Genomic DNA, 17977 nt, shown 5'->3' on the forward strand with positions numbered 1-17977 from the left:
GGCGTGATGGATGGGGGTGGTCCTCCAGGTGAAGCGTGCGCGAGGATGGAGGCATGACCGCGGCCCAGCGCGCCATGACCGAACTCGGAACATGGCCGACCCTGGTAAGTGGCCCGCCCCAGTGCTCGGTTGGGCACGCGTTCCGCGCGGCGGGCCACGACCTTGTGCACTTCCATGCCGACGACTGCGCCGATCTGTACCTGACGTCGTCGGCCGTGCAGCGCCTGCTGCCCCAACTGCGGCACAACAGTGCCATCAGGGTGCAACCGGGGGCCTCCTGGATTACCGTGCTTCTCGAATGCGACACGGATGTGCAGCTGTTGCTGAGCCTGGTGAGCGTCGCACTGAAGGAACACGATGCGCACGCCTGCCCCTCACCTCCGTGTGACTGGGAGCGCTGTTAGCGACGAGAGGCGAGCGCCGATGCGCAAGATCGTTTTCATGATGGGCATCTCCCTCGACGGCTATATGGAGGGCCCCGACCGGGAGATCGACTGGCACCGGGTCGACGAGGAACTGCTCCAGCACATGAACGTCGTGTCCCGCACCTTCGGCGGCATCCTCAGCGGACGCGTGACGCACGAGCTCATGGCCGGATACTGGCCCACGGCCGACCAGGACCCCGAGGCCTCGCCGACCACCGTCGAGTTCGCGGGCATCTGGCGCGAGGTGCCGAAGATCGTGTTCTCCCGGACGTTGAAGCCGGGGCCGGGGGAGTGGCACACCACCGTCATGCCGGAAGTGGCGCCCGAGGCGATCCGCGCGCTCAAGGAGCAGCCCGGCGGCGATCTGGTGATCGACGGGGCGAACCTGGCGACGACGTTCCTCGAACACGACCTCGTGGACGAGTTCCGGGTCTACGTGCACCCGGTCCTGGTCGGCACGGGCAACCGTATGTTCCACCCCGGCAAGACCTTCGCCGACCGTCCCCTGCGCCTCATCGAGACCCACACGTTCGGGAACGGGGTCGTCCTGCTGCGGCACGAGCGGGACCGCGGATGAGGGGCTGACGGCCGAGCGACCGGGCGCGGGGATATCGCCGTGGGCGAAGCCCCGGGCGGGCCGCCGCGTGCGCTCGTACGGTGGGCGGATGAGCATCCAGGAGAGTCGCCGCCCCCGTCCCGCTCCGGCCCAGGAGCCCTTGTGGCGTGATGTCGTCGGCCTGGTGCTGCGGCGGCGCAGGCGGGCGCAGGGGCGGACGCTGCAGGACGTGGCGGACGTCGCCGGGATCTCGATGCCCTACCTGTCCGAGATGGAGCGCGGACGCAAGGAGGCGTCGTCGGAGATGCTGGCCGCCGTGGCAGGCGCGCTCGGACTCGGGCTCGTCGACGTACTCCTCCTCGCACAGGGCGAGTTGGCGCAGGCGGTGCGGCCGGTCCGGCTGGTCTCCCGCACCGGCCCCGGCGCACCGGGCCGGGGCGCGCAGGGCACCGTCTGCCTCGCCGCCTGAGCGGTCGGGCTCAGCTCTCTTCGAGGTGGCGCCGCAGCACCGGCACATGGCTGTGCTCGATGTCCTTCACCGACGTCACGAGCGTCACCCGCCCGTGCTCGGCGAGCCCGCGCACACGGTCGACGAGTTCCGCGCGCTCCGGTTCGTCCAGTTCCGCCGCGTAGCGCTCGGCGAACGCGTCGTACCGGTCCGCCTTGTCCTCGTGGTACCAGGAACGCAGCTCCTTCGACGGCGCGATGTCCTTGAGCCATTCGTCGATGTCGGCGCGCTCCTTGGAGACACCGCGCGGCCAGAGCCGGTCGACCAGCAGACGGGTGCCGTCGGCCGGGGCGGCGGGATCGTAGACCCGGCGGACGGCGAAGGATCCGGTGCCATGGTGTGCGGTCATGGCCCCATTGTGCTGCTTTCCTCCGGGGTGCGCCGTGGGTGCGGCGGCGCACCGGCGGTCGCCCGCCGTCAGCCGTTCGGCCCACGCGCGATGGCGGAGCCCGGTGTTCCGTAGGGACAGTCGAGCATGACCCAAGCACCGTACGACCCGCAGACTCCCCACCGGACGCCCGGCGGCGACGCCCCGCAGGGGCAGGGGCCGCTCGGCAGACTCGCCCAATCCGCCTGGCAGGCCGTGCTGCTCATGGGCGTCGCCTCGGTGATTCTGGGGGTGCTCGTCCTGGCCTGGCCGGGCGCCTCGCTGCGTGTGGCGGGTGTCCTGTTCGGCGTGTACCTGCTGGTGAGCGGCATCTTCCAGCTCGTCGCCGCGTTCGGTACGCACGCCACGGCCGGGATGCGTGTCATCGGCTTCATCAGCGGCGCCCTGTCGGTGCTGCTGGGCCTGTTCTGCTTCCGTGACGCGATGGAATCGACGCTGCTGCTCGCCCTGTGGATCGGCATCGGCTGGCTGTTCCGCGGCATCACGCAGACCGTCGCCGCTGCCTCCGACCCCGCCATGCCCACGCGTGGCTGGCAGATCTTCCTCGGCGTCATCACCGCGCTCGCCGGAATCGTCCTGATCGTGTCGCCGTTCGAGACCCTGGCGGTCCTCACGCTCGTCACCGGCATCTGGCTGCTCGTGGTCGGCGTCGTCGAGATCGGCACGTCGTTCGCGGTCCGCAAGCGGGCGAAGGACATCCCCGCCGGCGTGTGACCGGAGCCGACGGCACACAGCGCATACGGCGAGGGCCCCGCTGCTCCAGCGGGGCCCTCGCCGTACGCGTGCGTCTCGGGGGACGGCCCGGTCAGACGCCGACCGCCTCCTCCATCTCCTCTTCCTCTTCCTGGTCGCGCACGGACTCCCGCTTGTGCTTGTGCGCGGGGGCCGCCTCGGCGACGGCCGGAGTGCCGCGTCGGCGCTCGGCGAGGGCCGCCACGGCGATCATCGCCGCGCCCACGAGCAGCCAGGCCACCAGCGTCCAGATGTTGCGGGCGAGGTCGTGCTGCCCGAAGTAGAGCAGGCTGCGGGCGCCCTCGACGTAGCCCGCGCCGTTCCAGAAGCTGTGCAGGCCGGCGAAGAAGCCGTTCTGCAGCTCGGGCCGGAAGATCCCGCCGGAGCTGGTGAAGTTCAGCATCACGAACAGCACCATCACGCCGAGTGTCGTCCACTTCTTCAGGAACGTGTGCAGTCCCACGCCGATCAGCAGCACGCCCGCCGAATACAGCCACGTCATGCCCCACAGGCCCCACAGATGGCTGTGCGCGAGGTGGAAGACGGGCCCAGCGAACGCCGCGCCGATCAGGCTGACCACGCCGGAGGCGCCGACGACGAGCAGGGCGCGGGTGCGCATCCGCAGCGCGGCGCCCGCCCCGCCGATCACCGCCACCGAGGCGTACGAGCCGATGCTGACCGCCACGAGCAGGAAGAACAGGCCCTGGCCCGTCGGGTCGTCGTCCACCGTGGGCGCCACGTCGGTGACCTTCAGCGGCGCGCCCTGCTGGGCGGCGACCGGGGTGAAGATCTTCTCGACGGCGGAGACGGTGGTGTCGGAGCCCGCGGAGGCCACGATCAGCTCGGGCTTGCCGCCGAGGACGTAGGCGCCGTCGATGTCCCGCGCCTCGAGCTGGTCGACGGCGGCCGAGCGGGACGCCAGCGTGCGGACGTCGAGGGCGTCGCCCGCCTTGTCCTTGACCGTCTGCGCGAAGACCTTCGCCTGCGGGCCCGAGCCGACGACGGCGATCGGCATGTGGTGCGGCTCGGGCGAGGCGAAGGCGCCGAGGTAGGCGAGGCCCATGCCGACGCATATCAGAAGCGGGGTGAGCAGATGCGTCAGGACGTGGCGCAGCGCAGGCTCGCGCGTGCCGCTCATGGGCAGGACCTCCACGGATCGAATCGGTTGGCTTATACAACTCCTGGTGCAGTTGTACTTTACAACCGTGGAGGAGGTCGGAAGTCCCCGAGTGGGTGTGACCATGGCCACCCGGCGGCGAAGCGCCAGGTCAGGCGGGGCGGGGCAGCGGGCGGTCCGCAGCGGCGTGCGCCGGTGGCGCGAGCCTGCTGTCGCCGCCGTTCTCGTACGTCCGAAGACGCTCGCGCAGCGCGTTCATGCGTAGGCTCGTCTCGTACAGATAGCGGACCTTCGTCCGCATCACCCAGGGCTCGATCGGCTTGGACACGTAGTCGGCGACGCCGAGTTCGAAGGCCTTGGCGGCGAGCTTGGTGTCCTGGCCCGCGCCGGTGATCAGCATGATGGGGATGTCCTGGGTCTGTTCGAGGCGCGTCATGTAGTGCGCGACCTCCAGGCCGCTGACATCGGGCATCAGCACGTCGAGCAGGACCAGGCCGATGCCGCCGCGCAGCACCGCCTTGAGGGCGTCGTCGCCGGTGGTGGCCCGGTCGACCGGGTAGCCCAGCGGCGCCAGGGCGCTCTCCATCGCGAAAAGTGTGTCGTCGCGGTCGTCGACGACGAGGATCCTCGGCCGTGCAGCGGTGGGCATCGCCAAGCGCCTCCCCTCGTCGGCACGGCCAGCATATGCCGGAATCAACGGGAGGGAAGAGGTCGCTCAGTCCTCTCCGCGCACCAAATTCCAGTCGCTGTCACGGTCGTTGGCGCCACCGACGGGCTCGCGTGTGTCGCGTCGGGCGGCCGTGCAGGTGCGGATCCGGCCCTTGACCTCGCGCTTGGTCTCTGCGGGATGCGGGGCACGTTCCTTTGTGTTCATGATCCGATCCTTCTTCGACCGAAAATTGAGTGAGTTCGGTCGAGTTCGTTTGTAGACGGGTTTGTAGACGCCTTCGTTCGAGACCGCTGCCCGGTGGCCCGTCGGGGTCCGCCGGGGCCTGCCCGGACGTGCTCAGGCGGTCTTCGGCGCCGGCTGCTTCGCGCAGTGCGTCGCGAACGGGTGGCCCGCCGGGTCGGAGTAGAGCCGCATCTCGTTCGGGCCGCGCGCGCCACGGGTCTCCAGCGGCCGGGCGCCCAGGCCGATCAGCCGGCGCTCCACCTCGTCGAGATCCTCCTGGGCCACCAGGAAGTCGAGATGGGCCTGCTGCGAGTCGTCGGGGCGCGGCCAGCTGGGCGGGGCGGCGTTCAGGTCGCGGCGGAAGGACATCCGCATGCCCTGCTCGCCGACGACGTCGATGCGGTTGCTGCCGGGCGACGCCTCGATCTCGCCGTCCAGCAACGTCCGGTAGAACTCGGCCAGTTCCTCGGGCTCCGCGCAGTCCAGGACCAGTACTCCCGCCCGCACCAGGCTCATGTCTCCTCCTCCGTCGCACCCCCGTGGTGCGCATCGTGGCGCCGAGTACCCAGCGCGCGCGGCGCCAACCCGGGTTTCCCCGCCCCCTGGCTGGTCACCCGGCCCTCGGCAGTCCTCCCTGAACCGAGCGAAAGGGTCCCGGCATGAGCACCAAGGTCGCCGATCACGTCCTCGACCGGCTGCGCGCCTGGGGCGTGGAGCAGGTCTTCGGCTATCCGGGCGACGGCATCAACGGCCTGCTCGCCGCCTGGGGCAGGGCCGACAATCGGCCCGAGTTCGTCCAGGCCCGGCACGAGGAGATGGCGGCCTTCGAAGCGGTCGGCTACGCGAAGTTCAGCGGCCGCGTCGGCGTCTGCGCCGCCACCTCGGGTCCCGGCGCGATCCACCTCCTCAACGGCCTGTACGACGCCAAGCTCGACCATGTCCCGGTCGTCGCGATCGTCGGCCAGACCGCCCGCAGCGCCATGGGCGGCTCGTACCAGCAGGAGGTCGACCTGCACACGCTCTACAAGGACGTCGCCTCCGATTTCGTGGAGACCGTCAACGTCCCCGAGCAGCTGCCCAACGTCCTCGACCGGGCGATGCGCACCGCCACCGCGCGCCGCGCCCCCACCGCCGTGATCATCCCGGGGGACGTGCAGGAACTCGACCACACACCGCCCCCGCACGCGTTCAAGATGGTGCCCTCCAGCCTCGACCGCAGCTCGTGGACCGCCGAACCGGCGCAGGAGGCGGTGGAGCGGGCCGCCGAGGTGCTCAACGCCGGAGACAAGGTGGCGATCCTCGTCGGCCGGGGCGCGGCCGGCGCGAGGGCCGAGGTGTGCGAGCTCGCCGAACTCCTCGGAGCCGGAGTGGCCAAGGCACTGCTGGGCAAGGACGTGCTCTCCGACGAACTCCCGTACGTGACCGGGGCCTCGGGCCTGCTCGGCACCCGCCCCTCCTACGAGCTGATGCGGGACTGCGACACCCTGCTCACCATCGGCTCCAGCTTCCCGTACGCGCAGTTCCTGCCCGACTTCGGCAAGGCGTGCGGCGTCCAGATCGACATCGACCCGCACATGATCGGCATGCGCTACCCGTACGAGGTGAACCTCGTCGGCGACGCCCGCGCCACACTGCGCCGTCTGCTGCCGCTGCTGCGCCGCAACGAGGGCCGCGACTGGTTCGACGAGACCTGTGCGAGCGTGCGGCGCTGGCACGAGGTCATGGACCGCCGCGCCGCCCTGAGCGCCGACCCGATCAACCCCGAGCACGTGGCCCGCGCCCTCGACCCGCTGCTCCCGGACGACACCATCCTGACCTCGGACTCCGGCTCCGCCGCCAACTGGTACGCCCGGCACATCACCATGCGCGGAACGATGCGCGGCTCCCTGTCCGGCACCCTCGCCACCATGGGCTGCGGCGTCCCCTACGCCATCGGCGCCAAGTACGCGCACCCCGACCGGCCCGTCGTGGCGCTCGTCGGCGACGGCGCGATGCAGATGAACGGGCTCGCCGAACTCATCACCGCCGCCAAGTACCAGCACCGCTGGAGCGATCGGCGGCTCGTCGTCGGCGTGTTCAACAACCGTGACCTCAACCAGGTGACCTGGGAGCTGCGTGCCATGGGCGGCTCGCCCTCCTTCGTGCCCTCCCAGGAGCTCCCCGACGTCGACTACGCCGCGTTCGCAGGGCAGTTGGGGCTCACCGGCATCCGCGTCGAGAAACCCGGCGACGTCACCGAGGCCTGGCGCGCCGCCCTCGCCGCCGACGGGCCCGCCGTCGTCGACTTCCGCACCGACCCGTCCGTCCCGCCGATCCCGCCGCACGCGACGTGGGAGCAGATGGAGTCCACGGCGGAGGCGATCCTCAAGGGCGACCCGCAGAGCACCGACGTGGTGAAGCAGGGGTTCAAGGCCAAGGTGCAGGAGTTCATGCCGGGCGTCGGCAAGCGCGGTGACCGCTGAGAGGCACCACTGACGTAGTTTGGGGTCCGATCCGACATCGGTGGGGCCTTGCGGGCAGGGGGAGCGGCAGTGGAGACGCGGGACGACACGGGCGAGCGCTTGCGCGCGATCTGCGGCGAACTGTCGGAGCGCTTCTACGAACGGACCGATGTCGTACGGACGTTGGTGACGGCCCTGCTTGCCGGGCAGCACTCCCTCGTGCTCGGGCCACCTGGCACCGCGAAGTCCGAGCTGGCCCGCGAGCTGACCGGGCGGGTCGAGGGGGCGGCGTACTGGGAGATCCTGCTCTCCAAGTTCACGGCGCCGACCCGCATGTTCGGCCCCATCGATGTCGCCGCCCTGGCCCGCGGCGAGTACCGGCAGGTGTACGACGGCCGGGCCACGACCGCGCACATCGCGTTCATCGACGAGATCTTCAAGTGCTCGACCGCCGCACTCAACGAGACGCTGGGCTACCTGAACGAGCGGATCTACCACCCCGAGAACGGCGGCGCCCCGATCCACTGCCCGCTCATCGGCGCCATCACGGCCAGCAACGAACTGCCCGAGGGCGAGGACACCGCCGCGATCTACGACCGGCTCCTCGTACGGATCGAGGTCGGCTATCTGGAGGACCCCTCGAACTTCGCCGCCCTCGTCCGCTCGGCCGTCGGCGGCCGCGCCGAGCCGCCGGCCCGGACCACCGTCCAACTGGCCGAGCTGCGGCGGGCCGTGGCCGAGACCGTGCCCGCCGTGGAGGTCCCCGACGCCGTCGTCGACGCGGTGTGCACGCTGCGGGCCGCGCTGCGCCGCAAGGAACTCGTCGCCTCCGACCGGCGCTGGCGGCAGGCGGTCGGGCTGCTCCAGGCCTCCGCGTACCTCGACGGCAGGAACGAGGTCGCCGAGACCGATCTGTCGGTGCTCACCCACGTCCTGTGGGACTCGCCCGCCCAGCGCCCGACCGTCGAGCGGGAGGTGCTGCACCTGGTCAACCCCGACGCCAAGGAGGCGCTCGACCTGGCCGACACCATCGAGGAACTGGAGACCCAGCTCGACTCCATGGCCGGGCAGTCCCGCGAGGCACTGAGCGACTGGGTCATCAAGAAGGCCCACCATCAGCTCGCCACGGCCGGGCAGCGCCTGGAGAAGCTCCGCGAGGAGGCGGCGGGCGCGGGCCGCTCCACCGCCGCCATCGACCGGGTCACGGGACGCCGGCGCGCCGTCCGTGCCCGCATCCTCACCGAGGCGCTCGGCGTGGACGCGAGCATGGTGCGGGAGCGGGCTTGAACGGTGCCGTGGTCGCGGACCACTTCGACCGCCTGACGTGGCGCGACACCTATGAACAGGCAGCAGGTATAAGGGAGTTGGCGGTCGAGCTGACCGCGCGCCACGCGTGTGCGCAGGACCTGCTCGCCGATGTGTTCCTCGCCGCGTACAAGAAGCGGGTGCGGCTGCGCGAGCGCACCGGAACGGCGCGCTCGCGGCTGCTCAACCACGCGTTCGTCACCGCGCTCGTCGAGTCGCCGCAGTTCGTGGAGGCGCGCCGGGAGACCGTCGGCGACCCGTACGCCGCCGCGATGGCACTCCTCGCGCAGGGGCCCGCGCTGCGCGGGCTGCTGGATCGGGAGGCGGCCGAGGAGCGGACGGACGAGGCGTCGCGGCGCGAGGGCCGGGACGTCGCCGAGACAGAGCCCGGCGAGCCGACCGACCCGGGCGCTCCGGGGGCCCCAGGCGCTCCCGGTGTGCGTGCCGCCGCCCGCGCAGCCGCCGCGAAGGCCTCACGCGCCGTCCGCCAAGAGGCGTCCCTGATGCGCGCCTGGGGGCTCGGCCCCGGCGAACCGGAACGGCTGCCGTACGAGGAGCGGGCCGGGCTCGCCGAACGGCTGCGCACCGGCCGCCTCGCCGAATGGGCCGAACTCATCGGCCGTTTCCGGCAGATGGCCGCCGGTGAACGGGCCCGCAAGGTGGAGAACACCACCGGCGAACTCGTCGGCGTCACCCTCGGCGACGACTTGTCCCGCCTCGTCCCCTCCGAACTCGCGGGGCTCGGTGTGCCCGCCCTGCGCGCGGTGTTCGCCGCCCGGTACGCCGCCGGGGAGCTGATGCTCTACGACAGCCGGGGCGAGCGGCCCACCGGGCGCGGCGCCGTCATCGCGTGCGTGGACACCTCGCACTCCATGTACGAGGCGGGGCCCGGCGGCGTCACGCGTGAGGTGTGGGCGAAGGCGTGCGCGCTCGCGCTGCTCGACCAGGCCCACGCGGGCGGGCGGGACTTCGTCGGCATCCTGTTCTCCGCCGCGGACAAGGTGCGGGTCTTCCGGTTCCCCGCCGACCGGAGCGCGGGCCTTGAGGCGACTCTTGAGTTCGCGGAGACGTTCCTGGGCGGCGGCACCAGTTACCAGGCCCCGCTGGGTGCCGCCCGGGACCTTCTTGAGCGGGAGTTCGACGACGCGGCCCGCGCCCGCGGCGACATCGTGCTGCTCACCGACGACGACTGCGGTGTCACCGAGGAGTGGATGCGCGACTGGAACGCGGCCAAGCACCGCCTCGGATTCCGTGTCTTCGGTGTGGCCGTCGGTGCCCCGCGCGCCGCCGAGGCCGATTCCGTCCTGGCCGCGCTGTGCGACAACCTCCGCTCGGTGGCGGACTTCACCGACGTGCACGCCGCCGCCGACCTGTTCCGCGTGATCTGACCGGCCGGGCCGGACCGCCGGGCCGAAACCGCCGGCCCGGCAGTGATCACCGCTCACCCACCGGCTTCGGCGCGTTCACCACGTCCAGGAACACCTGGTCCGCCTCGGGCCAGCGCTCCCGCACCGCCCGCTTGATGCGCTCCAGCACGAGTTCGAGGCGCTCGCTCTCGATGCCGGGCGCCAGGTCGACGCGCGCCGCGACCAGCGTCGAGTCCGTGCCCAGCTGCATCGTGTGCAGCGCCGCCACGCAGTCGATCTCGGGCTGCGCCGCGAGGAGTTCACGGATGCCGCGGTGCAGCTCCGGATCGCCCGCCTCGCCGATCAACTGGGCACGGGCGCTTCGGCCGAGCCGGTACGCCACGTACACGAGCAGCAGGCCGATGCAGAAGGACGCGGCCGCCTCCCACTCGATCCGGCCCGTCACCATGTGCAGCACCATCCCGCCCGCCGCGAGGAGCACGCCGATCACCGCCGTGCCGTCCTCGGCGAGGACCGTGCGCAGCGCAGGGTCCGAACCGATGCCGTCGCCCGGCTGCGCGCGCACCTGGTGCACGGCCCGGGCCAGGGAACTGCCCTCCGCGACCAGTGCCACCCCGAGGACCACCAGCCCGGCGACGTAGCCGCTGCGGGACTCCTCCTGGCCGCCCGACGTCAGCGCCTCGAACGCCTGGAAGAAGGAGAAGCAGCCGCCCATCACGAAGATGCCGACGGCGGCGAGCAACGACCAGAAGAACCGCTCCTTGCCGTAGCCGAACGGATGCCTCTGGTCGGCCGGCCGCCGGCTGCGGCGCAGCGCGGCCAGCAGGAACACCTCGTTGAGGCTGTCGGCCACCGAGTGCGCGGCCTCCGAGAGCAGCGCCGGCGACGCGGCGATGAGACCGCCGACGGCCTTGGCCACGGCGATCAGCAGATTGGCGGCGAGCGCCACCAGGACGGTGATTCGGGTCCTTCGGTCGTCTTCCTCGGAATTCTTCGCGGTCACGTCAACTCGCAGGGGGTGAGTGGAGTACGGGGGGAATTCTCGGGAACTCGGCGCCTCAAGGAGGTATTCACCGTGATTCCTGTTCTGCTGGTCCTGCTGCTCGCGCTGTTGCTTTTCGGCGCGGGATTCGCCGTGAAACTGCTGTGGTGGGTGGCCATTGCCGTGCTGGTTGTGTGGCTGCTCGGGTTTGTGATGCGCAGTACGACGGCGGGTGGATCGAGGTCACGCTGGTATCGGTGGTGAGTAACCGAACCAGGTACCGATAAACCCGGGAACGAACCTTTGAAGTGCCGTCCGGGCCGCTGGGAATGATCTGCGGGAATGATCCGCGAAATCCCCGCCCGGGCGGCACTCGCGTCGTGCGATGGCGGGTTTCCCCGGCCGGGGCCTGGGTTACTCGGAAGCCCTGGAAGAACACCCATCCCCGGGAGGACGGCATGCCCGAGTTCGGCTATTTTCTGGCATCGGAGGAATTCGGGCCGCGCGAGCTCGTCGAGCAGGCCCGGATGGCGGAACAGGCGGGCTTCGACTGCCTGTGGATCTCGGACCACTACCACCCGTGGAACGAGGCCCAGGGGCAGAGCCCCTTCGTCTGGAACGTCATCGGCGCCCTGGCGGAGGCCGTGTCGCTGCCCGTCGAGACGGCGGTGACCTGCCCGACCGTCCGCATCCACCCCGCCGTGCTCGCCCAGGCCGTCGCCACCAGCGCCGTGCAGCTGGAGGGCCGCTTCCGCTTCGGCGTCGGCACCGGCGAGGCGCTCAACGAACACATCCTCGGCGGCCCCTGGCCCTCGGCCCACGTCCGCATGGAAATGCTCGAAGAGGCCGTCACCGTGATCCGAAGGCTCCTCGAAGGCGGCGAGGTCACTCACCGCGGCGAGCACTACACCGCGGAGAACGCCCGCGTGTACACGCTGCCCGAGGACCCCGTCCCGATCGACATCTCCGGCTTCGGCCCGCAGGCCACCGCGCTCGCCGCCCGCATCGGGGACGGCTACATCACCATGAGCCCCGACGAGGAGCTGCTCACCCAGTTCCGCAAGGGCGGAGGCGGCGCGAAGCCCGCCGCCGGCGGCCTCAAGGTCTGCTACGGACCCGACAGGGCGGAGGCCGTGCGCCGGGTGCACGGACTGTGGGCCAACCAGCTGTTGCCCGGCGAACTCGGCCAAGTGCTGCCCACGCCCCGCCACTTCGAGCAGGCCGAAACCCTCGTCACCGAGCGGATGGTCGACGGCGCGATGCCCTGCGGACCCGACGTCGACGAGCACGTGAGCGCCCTCGACGCCTTCGTCCGGGCCGGCTTCGACCGCGTCTACGTGAACCAGATCGGCCCGGACCAGCGGGAGTTCTTCGACTTCTACCGGACGAAGGTGCTGCCGCGGCTCAGGGACGACGTGCCGCACGGCGCGAGCAGCGGCTCGGCAGGGTGAGGCACGGCGGACGACCATGACGACCAGCGCCCCGACCTCCCCGAGCACCTGCCTTCCCGTCGAACACCTCGACGTCAGCGCCTACACGGTGCCCACCGACGCCCCCGAAGCCGACGCCACCCTCGCCTGGGACAGCACGACCGTCGTCTTCGTCGAGGCCAAGGCCTGCGGCCTGACCGGCGTCGGCTGGACCTACGCGCCGCCGGCCGCCGCCGATCTCGTCCGCCACCAACTCGCCCCGCTCGTCGAGGGTCGCGACGTCTTCGACACGCCCGCCGCGCATGTGGCGTTGTGCCAGGGCGTCCGCAATGCGGGCCGGCCCGGCATCGCGTCCTGCGCGATCTCCGCCGTCGACCTCGCCCTGTGGGACCTCAAGGCCCGCCTCATGGACCTCCCGCTCGTGCGGCTCCTCGGCGCGGCGCGGGACACCGTCCCCGTCTACGGCAGCGGCGGCTTCACCACGTACCACGACAGCCACCTGGCGGCGCAGCTCAGCGGCTGGGTGCACGGACAGCACATCCCGCGGGTCAAGATCAGGATCGGGGAGGCCTGCGGGCGCTCCGTGCCCAGGGACCTCCAAAGGGTCCGCCGTGCCCGGCAGGTCATCGGCGAGGACGCCGAGCTGTACGTCGACGCGGGCGGTGGCTACAACCGCAAGCAGGCCGTCCGCGTCGGAGAGGTGCTCGTCACCCAGGGCGTCGGCTGGTTCGAGGAACCCGTCTCCTCCGACGACCTCACCGGGCTCCGCCTCGTCCGCGACGCCCTCGTGTGCGACATCGCCGCGGGCGAATACGGCTACGACCTCCCGTGCTTCGCCCGGATGATCGCCGCGGGCGCCGTCGACTGCCTCCAGGTCGACGTCACCCGCTGCGGCGGCGTCACAGAGTTCCTGCGCGCCGCCGCCCTCGCCCACGCCCACGGCCTGGAGGTCTCGGCACACGGCGCCCCGCACGCCCACGCGGACGCGGCGGCGTCGGTCCCGAACCTCCGCCACGTCGAGTGGTTCCACGACCACGTACGCATCGAGTCGATGTTCTTCGCGGGCGTCCTGGACCCCTCGGGCGGCACGATCCGCCCGGGCGGGAACGGCCCCGGCAACGGCCTCACGCTGCGCAGCGAAGAGGTGGAGGAATACCGGGTCTCCTGAGGAGTCCTGAGATGTCTGTGGATGTCTCGATGTGTTCGGCATGGGTGCGTAACGGCCGACGCCCCGGGTACCCGGCTCGCTCCGCACCCGAGACACAGAATCCCGAGGACACGACATGCCCCAGACCAAGGGCACGAAGGACCCCAACGACGTGGTGCAGCTTCTTCTGCAGCAGCACGTCAGGATCCGCACACTGTTCGAGGAGGTGGCCACCACCAAGGGCGAGGAGCGCAAGGAGCGCTTCCACGAACTGGTGCGGCTGCTCGCGGTGCACGAGACCGCCGAGGAAGAGGTCGTGCACCCCTTCGCGCGCAAGAACATCCAGGGCGGCGAACACGTCGTCAAGGACCGGATCGACGAGGAGGAGAAGGCGAAGCGGGCCCTGTCGGCACTCGACGACATGGACCCGGACTCGCCGGAGTTCCTCGACCGGTTCGCCGCGCTGCGCCAGGACGTCCTCGCGCACGCGGACGCCGAGGAGCGCCACGAGTTCGCCCACTTCAACGAGGTCGCGGACCGCTCCAAGCTGGAGAGGCTGGGCCGCGCCGTGAAGGCGGCCGAGGCCCTCGCGCCGACCCGCCCGCACCCGGGCACGGACTCGGCGGCGAAGAACATCGCCGCGGGCCCCGTCGCCGCGGTCGTCGACCGCACCCGCGACGCGATCCGCAAGGTGACCGGCACCACCTGATCGACCACGGAGGAGGGGCACGGGGCGGCAGGATCGCGCCCCGCGCCCCTCCTCCCGTGCCTGCCACCACAACGGCGCCCCATGGCATGCGGTTTGGCGCACCGCGATCCGGCTACTCGCCCGGGGGTCCGTACGTCCTCTGGAAAGGAGCCGGGCCGGTGACCTCCCTGGCGAAGTACCCGCACGCATACGCCGAGGACTCCACGGGCGCCGACCGTGCCCTGATGACCGAACCGCCGAAGGACGATCTCGTGCGCTTCCTCGAGGACCGTTTCGCCTGCGCGCAGTCCTGTACGGAGTGCGCCCGCGCCTGCGCCCTGCTGGTCAGCTCCACCGACCTGGGGCCCGTCGCCCCGCAGACGCACGGGCCCGTGCGCACGGGCCCGTCCGAGGGCCGGGGACAGCCCGAGGCGCCGCACGGCCTGCGGCGCGCGCTGCTGCTGTGCGTCGAGGTGTGCGACGCGACCTGCCGGCTGCTGTCGGAGGAGGCACACCAGGACGAGTACGGGCTGCGGCTCCAGGTCGAGTGGTGCCGGGCCGTCGCCCTGGAGTGCGCGCACGTCTGCGACCGCACCCGCGACGCGGCCGACTGCGCCGAGCGGTGCCGGGCCTGCGCGCGGGCCTGCACGAACTTCCTCGCGACCCTCGGCTGACCCCTCTTGGCTCTCGTGGCGCTCCCGAGGTTTCTGACGTTCCATCAGTTGGCGCGGTCCCCGGCATTCCCTATTTCTGGAACGCGTTCTACTGTGTGCGCCGTCAGGCTGGCGCAAGCCGGCTCCCGGACCATGCAGTCGACCGCCAGGAGGGGCCGTGCACCTCGAATACACGCCTGAGCAACAGCAGTTGCGCACCGAGCTGCGCGCCTACTTCGCCGAGCTCGTACCTGAGAACGCGTACGCGCGCTACGAGGACCCGGCCGCGCAGAAGCGGTTCTACCGGGAGACGGTGCGCCGGCTCGGCGGCGACGGCTGGCTCGGCGTGGGCTGGCCGAAGGAGTACGGGGGCCGCGGTCTGTCCCCGATGGAGCAGTTCATCTTCTTCGACGAGGCGGCGCAGGCGGGCGTACCGCTCCCGCTGATGGCGCTCAACACCGTCGGGCCGACCATCATGCAGTTCGGGACCGACGAGCAGAAGGATTACTTCCTCCCGAAGATCCTCTCCGGCGAGCTCGACTTCGCGATCGGCTACAGCGAGCCCGATGCCGGCACGGACCTCGCCGCGCTGAAGACCCGCGCGGTCCGCGAGGACGACACGTATGTCGTGAACGGCCAGAAGATCTGGACGACCAACGGCGACACCGCCGACTGGGTCTGGCTCGCCGTGCGCACCGACCCGGACGCGCCCCCGCACAAGGGCATCACGATGCTGCTCGTGCCGACGACCGACCCCGGCTACTCCTGCACCGTCATCAACACCCTGGCCTCGCACGACACCACGGCCAGCTACTACGAGAACATCCGTGTCCCGGTCTCGCGCCGGGTCGGCGAGGAGAACAAGGGCTGGCGCCTGATCACCAACCAGCTCAACCACGAACGCGTCACCCTCGCCGCCCACGGCACCATGGCGATCCGCGCCCTTCACGACGTGCAGCGCTGGGCCATGGACACCAAGCTCGCCGACGGCCGCAGGGTCATCGACCTCGGCTGGGTCAGGAAGCGGCTCGCCCAGACCCACACCAAGCTCGACGCGATGAAGCTCCTCAACTGGCAGATGGTGAACGCCGTCCAGCAGGGCACCCTCCTTCCGCAGGACGCCTCCGCCGTCAAGGTCTACGGCTCCGAGGCACGCCGCGACGCGTACGCGTGGCTGATGGAGGTCGTGGGCGCGGCGGGCGCGCTCAAGGAGGGCAGCGCGGGGACGGTCCTGCACGGCGAGCTGGAGCGCGGCTACCGCTCCGCCGTCATCTTCACCTTCGGCGGCGGCAACAACGAGATCCAGCGCGAGATCATCTCGTGGATCGGCCTGGGGATGCCCCGGGTGCGGCGCTGACCGGGTCGTCGAAGGTGATCCGCGCGAGCACGGGAAGGTGGTCGCTGCCGGTGGCGGGCAGGGTGCGGATGCGGCCCACGTTCGCCGAGCGGGCCATGATCTGGTCGATCCGGGCCACGGGGAACGCGGCGGGGTAACTGAACGCCAACCCGCGGTCCGGCACGTCCAGCCGTGAGGTCAGCGGGGCGAGGCCGCGGTCGTCCACGGTGCCGTTGAGGTCGCCGAGGACGAGCACCGTGTCCGTTCGCTCGGCGGCTACCTCCGCGCCGAGCCTCCGGGCGCTCTCGTCCCGCCACCGCGACGCGAGGCCGCTCACGCCGATCCGGATCGAGGGCAGATGGGCGACGTACACGGCGACGTCGCGCCGCGGGGTCTCGACCACCGCGCGCAGGCCGCGGTTCCACGGCTCCGTGATCCCGGCCGGTCTGATGTCCGCCGCCCGGACGCCGGTGAGCGGGTACGTCGACCAGAGCCCGACCGTGCCGATCACCGCGTGGTGCGGATGGCTCGCGGACAGGGTGCGCTCGTACTGGGCCCGGGCCTTCGGCAGCAGTTCCTCCAGGGCGATGAGGTCGGGGAAGCGCCCGGACAGCTTGCTCGCCGTGCCCCGCGGATCGGTGTTCTCGTCACTGGCGTTGTGCTGCACCACAGTGAGGTCGTGTCGGCCGGGGCGGGGCTCGGGGAGCAGCACACCGTATTGATACGCCCAGACCGCCGTCGCCAACAGCACGACCACCATCGGGAGGCGAGCCCGGCGCAACAGTGCGAGGCCGAACAGGACGACCAGGATCACCCAGCACCACGGCAGGAACGACTCCACCAGGCTGCCCAACCGGCCCGGTGTGTTCGGTATCCACCCGTGGAAGAGCAGGACCAGCCCGGTCAGGGCGGCGAGCGCGACCAGCACCCGGCCGCGCCGCCCGGGCGCCCGTCTCTCGCCCGCAGCATCCGCCGCCGTCGCGTTGGCCCGCTCGCTCATGTCGCCCCGTTCCCTTGTCCGTTGTCCCTGCCCACCAGGACGAACCAGCCGTTGATCGAGTTCCGCGACGGCCCGGGTGCGTACCCTGCGAGCAGGAGGTGCTGTGCGACATGAGCGAAGCGGACCCCGGGCTCTTCGGACCCGACTCGGTGACCTGGCAGATGCACGCCGACCCCATGATGTGGATCGCGGGCGTGCGCGCCCTGTACTTCCAGGCGCTGCACCCGCGCGCCGTGCGCGGCGTCATGCAGAACTCCGACTTCCGGCGCGACGCCTGGGGCCGGCTCATGCGCACCGCGAGCTTCGTCGGCACCACGACGTACGGGACGAGCGAGGCCGCCGAGAAGGCCGGAGCGCGCGTACGGCGGATCCACCGCCACCTGGGCGCGACCGACCCGGACACGGGGGAGCGGTACGGCGTCGACGAACCCGAACTGCTGCTGTGGGTGCACTGCGCCGAGATCGACTCCTATCTGCACGTCACGCGCCGCTCCGGGTTCCGGCTCACCGGGGCGCAGGCCGACCGGTACATCGCCGAACACCGGACCAGCGCCCGGCTCGTCGGCCTCGACCCGCAGCAGGTACCCGGCAGCCAGGCGCAGTTGGCGGAATACTTCGCGTCCGTACGGTCGCGGCTGGCCGCCGGGCCGGAGGCGCGCGAAGTCGACGACTTCCTGCAACGGCCGCCCACCCACCTGCTGCTGATTCCCGCGCGCGAAGCCCTCTGGCGGCGCGTGGCCAACCTGGCGTACGCCTCCCTGCCGCCGTACGCCCATGAGCTGTACGGCAGACGGGCCCCGGAACCGGCCGCCGTCACGCGCCGGCTGCGCGCCACGGGCACCGCGCTGCGCCTGATTCCCGCCCGCGTGCGCTGGCAACTCCCGCCCAAACACATCCTGCGGGCCATGGGGAGACTCGGTGTCGACGCCCGTCCCGCCCCGTACAAAGTCGACAGAGGGGAAGCCATACTGGACGGGCCGGGGAGGGCGTAGCGACGCGACGGGGGCGAC

The 17977-nt window shown here is 71.3% G+C and carries 21 protein-coding genes; 14 read left to right on the top strand and 7 right to left on the bottom strand.

The annotated features are described in order from the left end of the window. Window positions 1-53 precede the first annotated feature (53 nt). From ACIA8D_RS07695 to ACIA8D_RS07705, 3 genes are all read left to right on the top strand, one after another. On the top strand, window positions 54-404 hold the full coding sequence (locus ACIA8D_RS07695; protein ID WP_399229713.1) for a luciferase family protein: 351 nt from the start codon (window positions 54-56) through the stop codon (window positions 402-404). A gap of 19 nt (window positions 405-423) precedes the next feature. Beyond that, complete coding sequence (locus tag ACIA8D_RS07700; RefSeq protein WP_399229714.1) at window positions 424-1002, top strand: dihydrofolate reductase family protein; 579 nt, start codon at window positions 424-426, stop codon at window positions 1000-1002. A gap of 88 nt (window positions 1003-1090) precedes the next feature. Beyond that, the gene (locus ACIA8D_RS07705; protein WP_399229716.1) at window positions 1091-1450 is read left to right on the top strand and encodes a helix-turn-helix domain-containing protein; all 360 of its coding nucleotides are present in this window, start codon (window positions 1091-1093) and stop codon (window positions 1448-1450) included. Window positions 1451-1460: 10 nt separating this feature from the next. Here ACIA8D_RS07705 and ACIA8D_RS07710 read toward each other — a convergent pair whose 3' ends face one another. Next, on the bottom strand, window positions 1461-1838 hold the full coding sequence (locus ACIA8D_RS07710; protein ID WP_399229717.1) for a DUF488 domain-containing protein: 378 nt from the start codon (window positions 1836-1838) through the stop codon (window positions 1461-1463). 126 nt (window positions 1839-1964) lie between these two features. Between ACIA8D_RS07710 and ACIA8D_RS07715 the strand changes: the two genes are divergently transcribed. Then, a complete protein-coding gene (locus tag ACIA8D_RS07715; protein WP_399229719.1) occupies window positions 1965-2591 on the top strand; it encodes an HdeD family acid-resistance protein in 627 nt (208 codons plus the stop codon). A gap of 91 nt (window positions 2592-2682) precedes the next feature. Here ACIA8D_RS07715 and ACIA8D_RS07720 read toward each other — a convergent pair whose 3' ends face one another. From ACIA8D_RS07720 to ACIA8D_RS07735, 4 genes are all read right to left on the bottom strand, one after another. Next, window positions 2683-3747, bottom strand: a complete 1065-nt coding sequence (locus tag ACIA8D_RS07720; protein ID WP_399229721.1) for a hypothetical protein — start codon at window positions 3745-3747, stop codon at window positions 2683-2685. A 130-nt stretch (window positions 3748-3877) separates the two neighbouring features. Then, window positions 3878-4375, bottom strand: coding sequence for a two-component system response regulator (locus ACIA8D_RS07725; RefSeq protein ID WP_399229723.1), 498 nt, complete (start codon window positions 4373-4375; stop codon window positions 3878-3880). Between the two features lie 66 nt (window positions 4376-4441). Next, window positions 4442-4600: a hypothetical protein gene (locus ACIA8D_RS07730; RefSeq protein ID WP_399229725.1), complete on the bottom strand. Its 159-nt coding sequence runs from the start codon at window positions 4598-4600 to the stop codon at window positions 4442-4444. Between the two features lie 132 nt (window positions 4601-4732). Then, window positions 4733-5134 carry a VOC family protein gene (locus ACIA8D_RS07735; RefSeq protein ID WP_399229727.1) on the bottom strand — a complete coding sequence of 134 codons (402 nt, stop codon included), beginning with the start codon at window positions 5132-5134 and terminating at the stop codon, window positions 4733-4735. 143 nt (window positions 5135-5277) lie between these two features. On the opposite strand from ACIA8D_RS07735, the gene ACIA8D_RS07740 reads away from it, so the two are divergent. The 3 genes from ACIA8D_RS07740 (at window position 5278) to ACIA8D_RS07750 (ending at window position 9752) form a co-directional block, all read left to right on the top strand. Next, window positions 5278-7080 carry a thiamine pyrophosphate-requiring protein gene (locus ACIA8D_RS07740; RefSeq protein ID WP_399229728.1) on the top strand — a complete coding sequence of 601 codons (1803 nt, stop codon included), beginning with the start codon at window positions 5278-5280 and terminating at the stop codon, window positions 7078-7080. Window positions 7081-7149: 69 nt separating this feature from the next. Then, window positions 7150-8346, top strand: a complete 1197-nt coding sequence (locus ACIA8D_RS07745; RefSeq protein ID WP_399229730.1) for an AAA family ATPase — start codon at window positions 7150-7152, stop codon at window positions 8344-8346. Beyond that, window positions 8343-9752 carry a VWA domain-containing protein gene (locus ACIA8D_RS07750; protein WP_399229731.1) on the top strand — a complete coding sequence of 470 codons (1410 nt, stop codon included), beginning with the start codon at window positions 8343-8345 and terminating at the stop codon, window positions 9750-9752. The genes ACIA8D_RS07745 and ACIA8D_RS07750 overlap by 4 nt, the downstream gene beginning before the upstream one ends. Window positions 9753-9798: 46 nt before the next feature. Here ACIA8D_RS07750 and ACIA8D_RS07755 read toward each other — a convergent pair whose 3' ends face one another. Next, entirely contained in the window at window positions 9799-10746 is a 948-nt protein-coding gene (locus ACIA8D_RS07755; protein ID WP_399230176.1) for a cation diffusion facilitator family transporter, read from the bottom strand. Between the two features lie 60 nt (window positions 10747-10806). Between ACIA8D_RS07755 and ACIA8D_RS07760 the strand changes: the two genes are divergently transcribed. From ACIA8D_RS07760 to ACIA8D_RS07785, 6 genes are all read left to right on the top strand, one after another. Beyond that, entirely contained in the window at window positions 10807-10977 is a 171-nt protein-coding gene (locus tag ACIA8D_RS07760; protein WP_266724941.1) for a hydrophobic protein, read from the top strand. A gap of 194 nt (window positions 10978-11171) precedes the next feature. Continuing rightward, complete coding sequence (locus tag ACIA8D_RS07765) at window positions 11172-12164, top strand: TIGR03557 family F420-dependent LLM class oxidoreductase (protein ID WP_399229733.1); 993 nt, start codon at window positions 11172-11174, stop codon at window positions 12162-12164. 16 nt (window positions 12165-12180) lie between these two features. Then, window positions 12181-13311: an enolase C-terminal domain-like protein gene (locus tag ACIA8D_RS07770; RefSeq protein ID WP_399229735.1), complete on the top strand. Its 1131-nt coding sequence runs from the start codon at window positions 12181-12183 to the stop codon at window positions 13309-13311. Window positions 13312-13426: 115 nt separating this feature from the next. Then, the gene (locus ACIA8D_RS07775; protein WP_399229737.1) at window positions 13427-13999 is read left to right on the top strand and encodes a hemerythrin domain-containing protein; all 573 of its coding nucleotides are present in this window, start codon (window positions 13427-13429) and stop codon (window positions 13997-13999) included. A 224-nt stretch (window positions 14000-14223) separates the two neighbouring features. Next, a complete protein-coding gene (locus ACIA8D_RS07780) occupies window positions 14224-14652 on the top strand; it encodes a ferredoxin (protein WP_399230178.1) in 429 nt (142 codons plus the stop codon). 157 nt (window positions 14653-14809) lie between these two features. Continuing rightward, the gene (locus ACIA8D_RS07785; protein ID WP_399229739.1) at window positions 14810-15988 is read left to right on the top strand and encodes an acyl-CoA dehydrogenase family protein; all 1179 of its coding nucleotides are present in this window, start codon (window positions 14810-14812) and stop codon (window positions 15986-15988) included. On the opposite strand, the gene ACIA8D_RS07790 is transcribed toward ACIA8D_RS07785, so the two are convergent. Further along, on the bottom strand, window positions 15945-16967 hold the full coding sequence (locus ACIA8D_RS07790) for an endonuclease/exonuclease/phosphatase family protein (RefSeq protein WP_399229741.1): 1023 nt from the start codon (window positions 16965-16967) through the stop codon (window positions 15945-15947). The genes ACIA8D_RS07785 and ACIA8D_RS07790 overlap by 44 nt on opposite strands. A gap of 110 nt (window positions 16968-17077) precedes the next feature. Here ACIA8D_RS07790 and ACIA8D_RS07795 point away from each other — a divergent pair, with 110 nt between their 5' ends. Beyond that, window positions 17078-17959, top strand: a complete 882-nt coding sequence (locus ACIA8D_RS07795; protein ID WP_399229743.1) for an oxygenase MpaB family protein — start codon at window positions 17078-17080, stop codon at window positions 17957-17959. Window positions 17960-17977 lie beyond the last annotated feature (18 nt).

Source organism: Streptomyces sp. NPDC051684 (assembly GCF_044453445.1).
GTDB lineage: Bacteria > Actinomycetota > Actinomycetes > Streptomycetales > Streptomycetaceae > Streptomyces.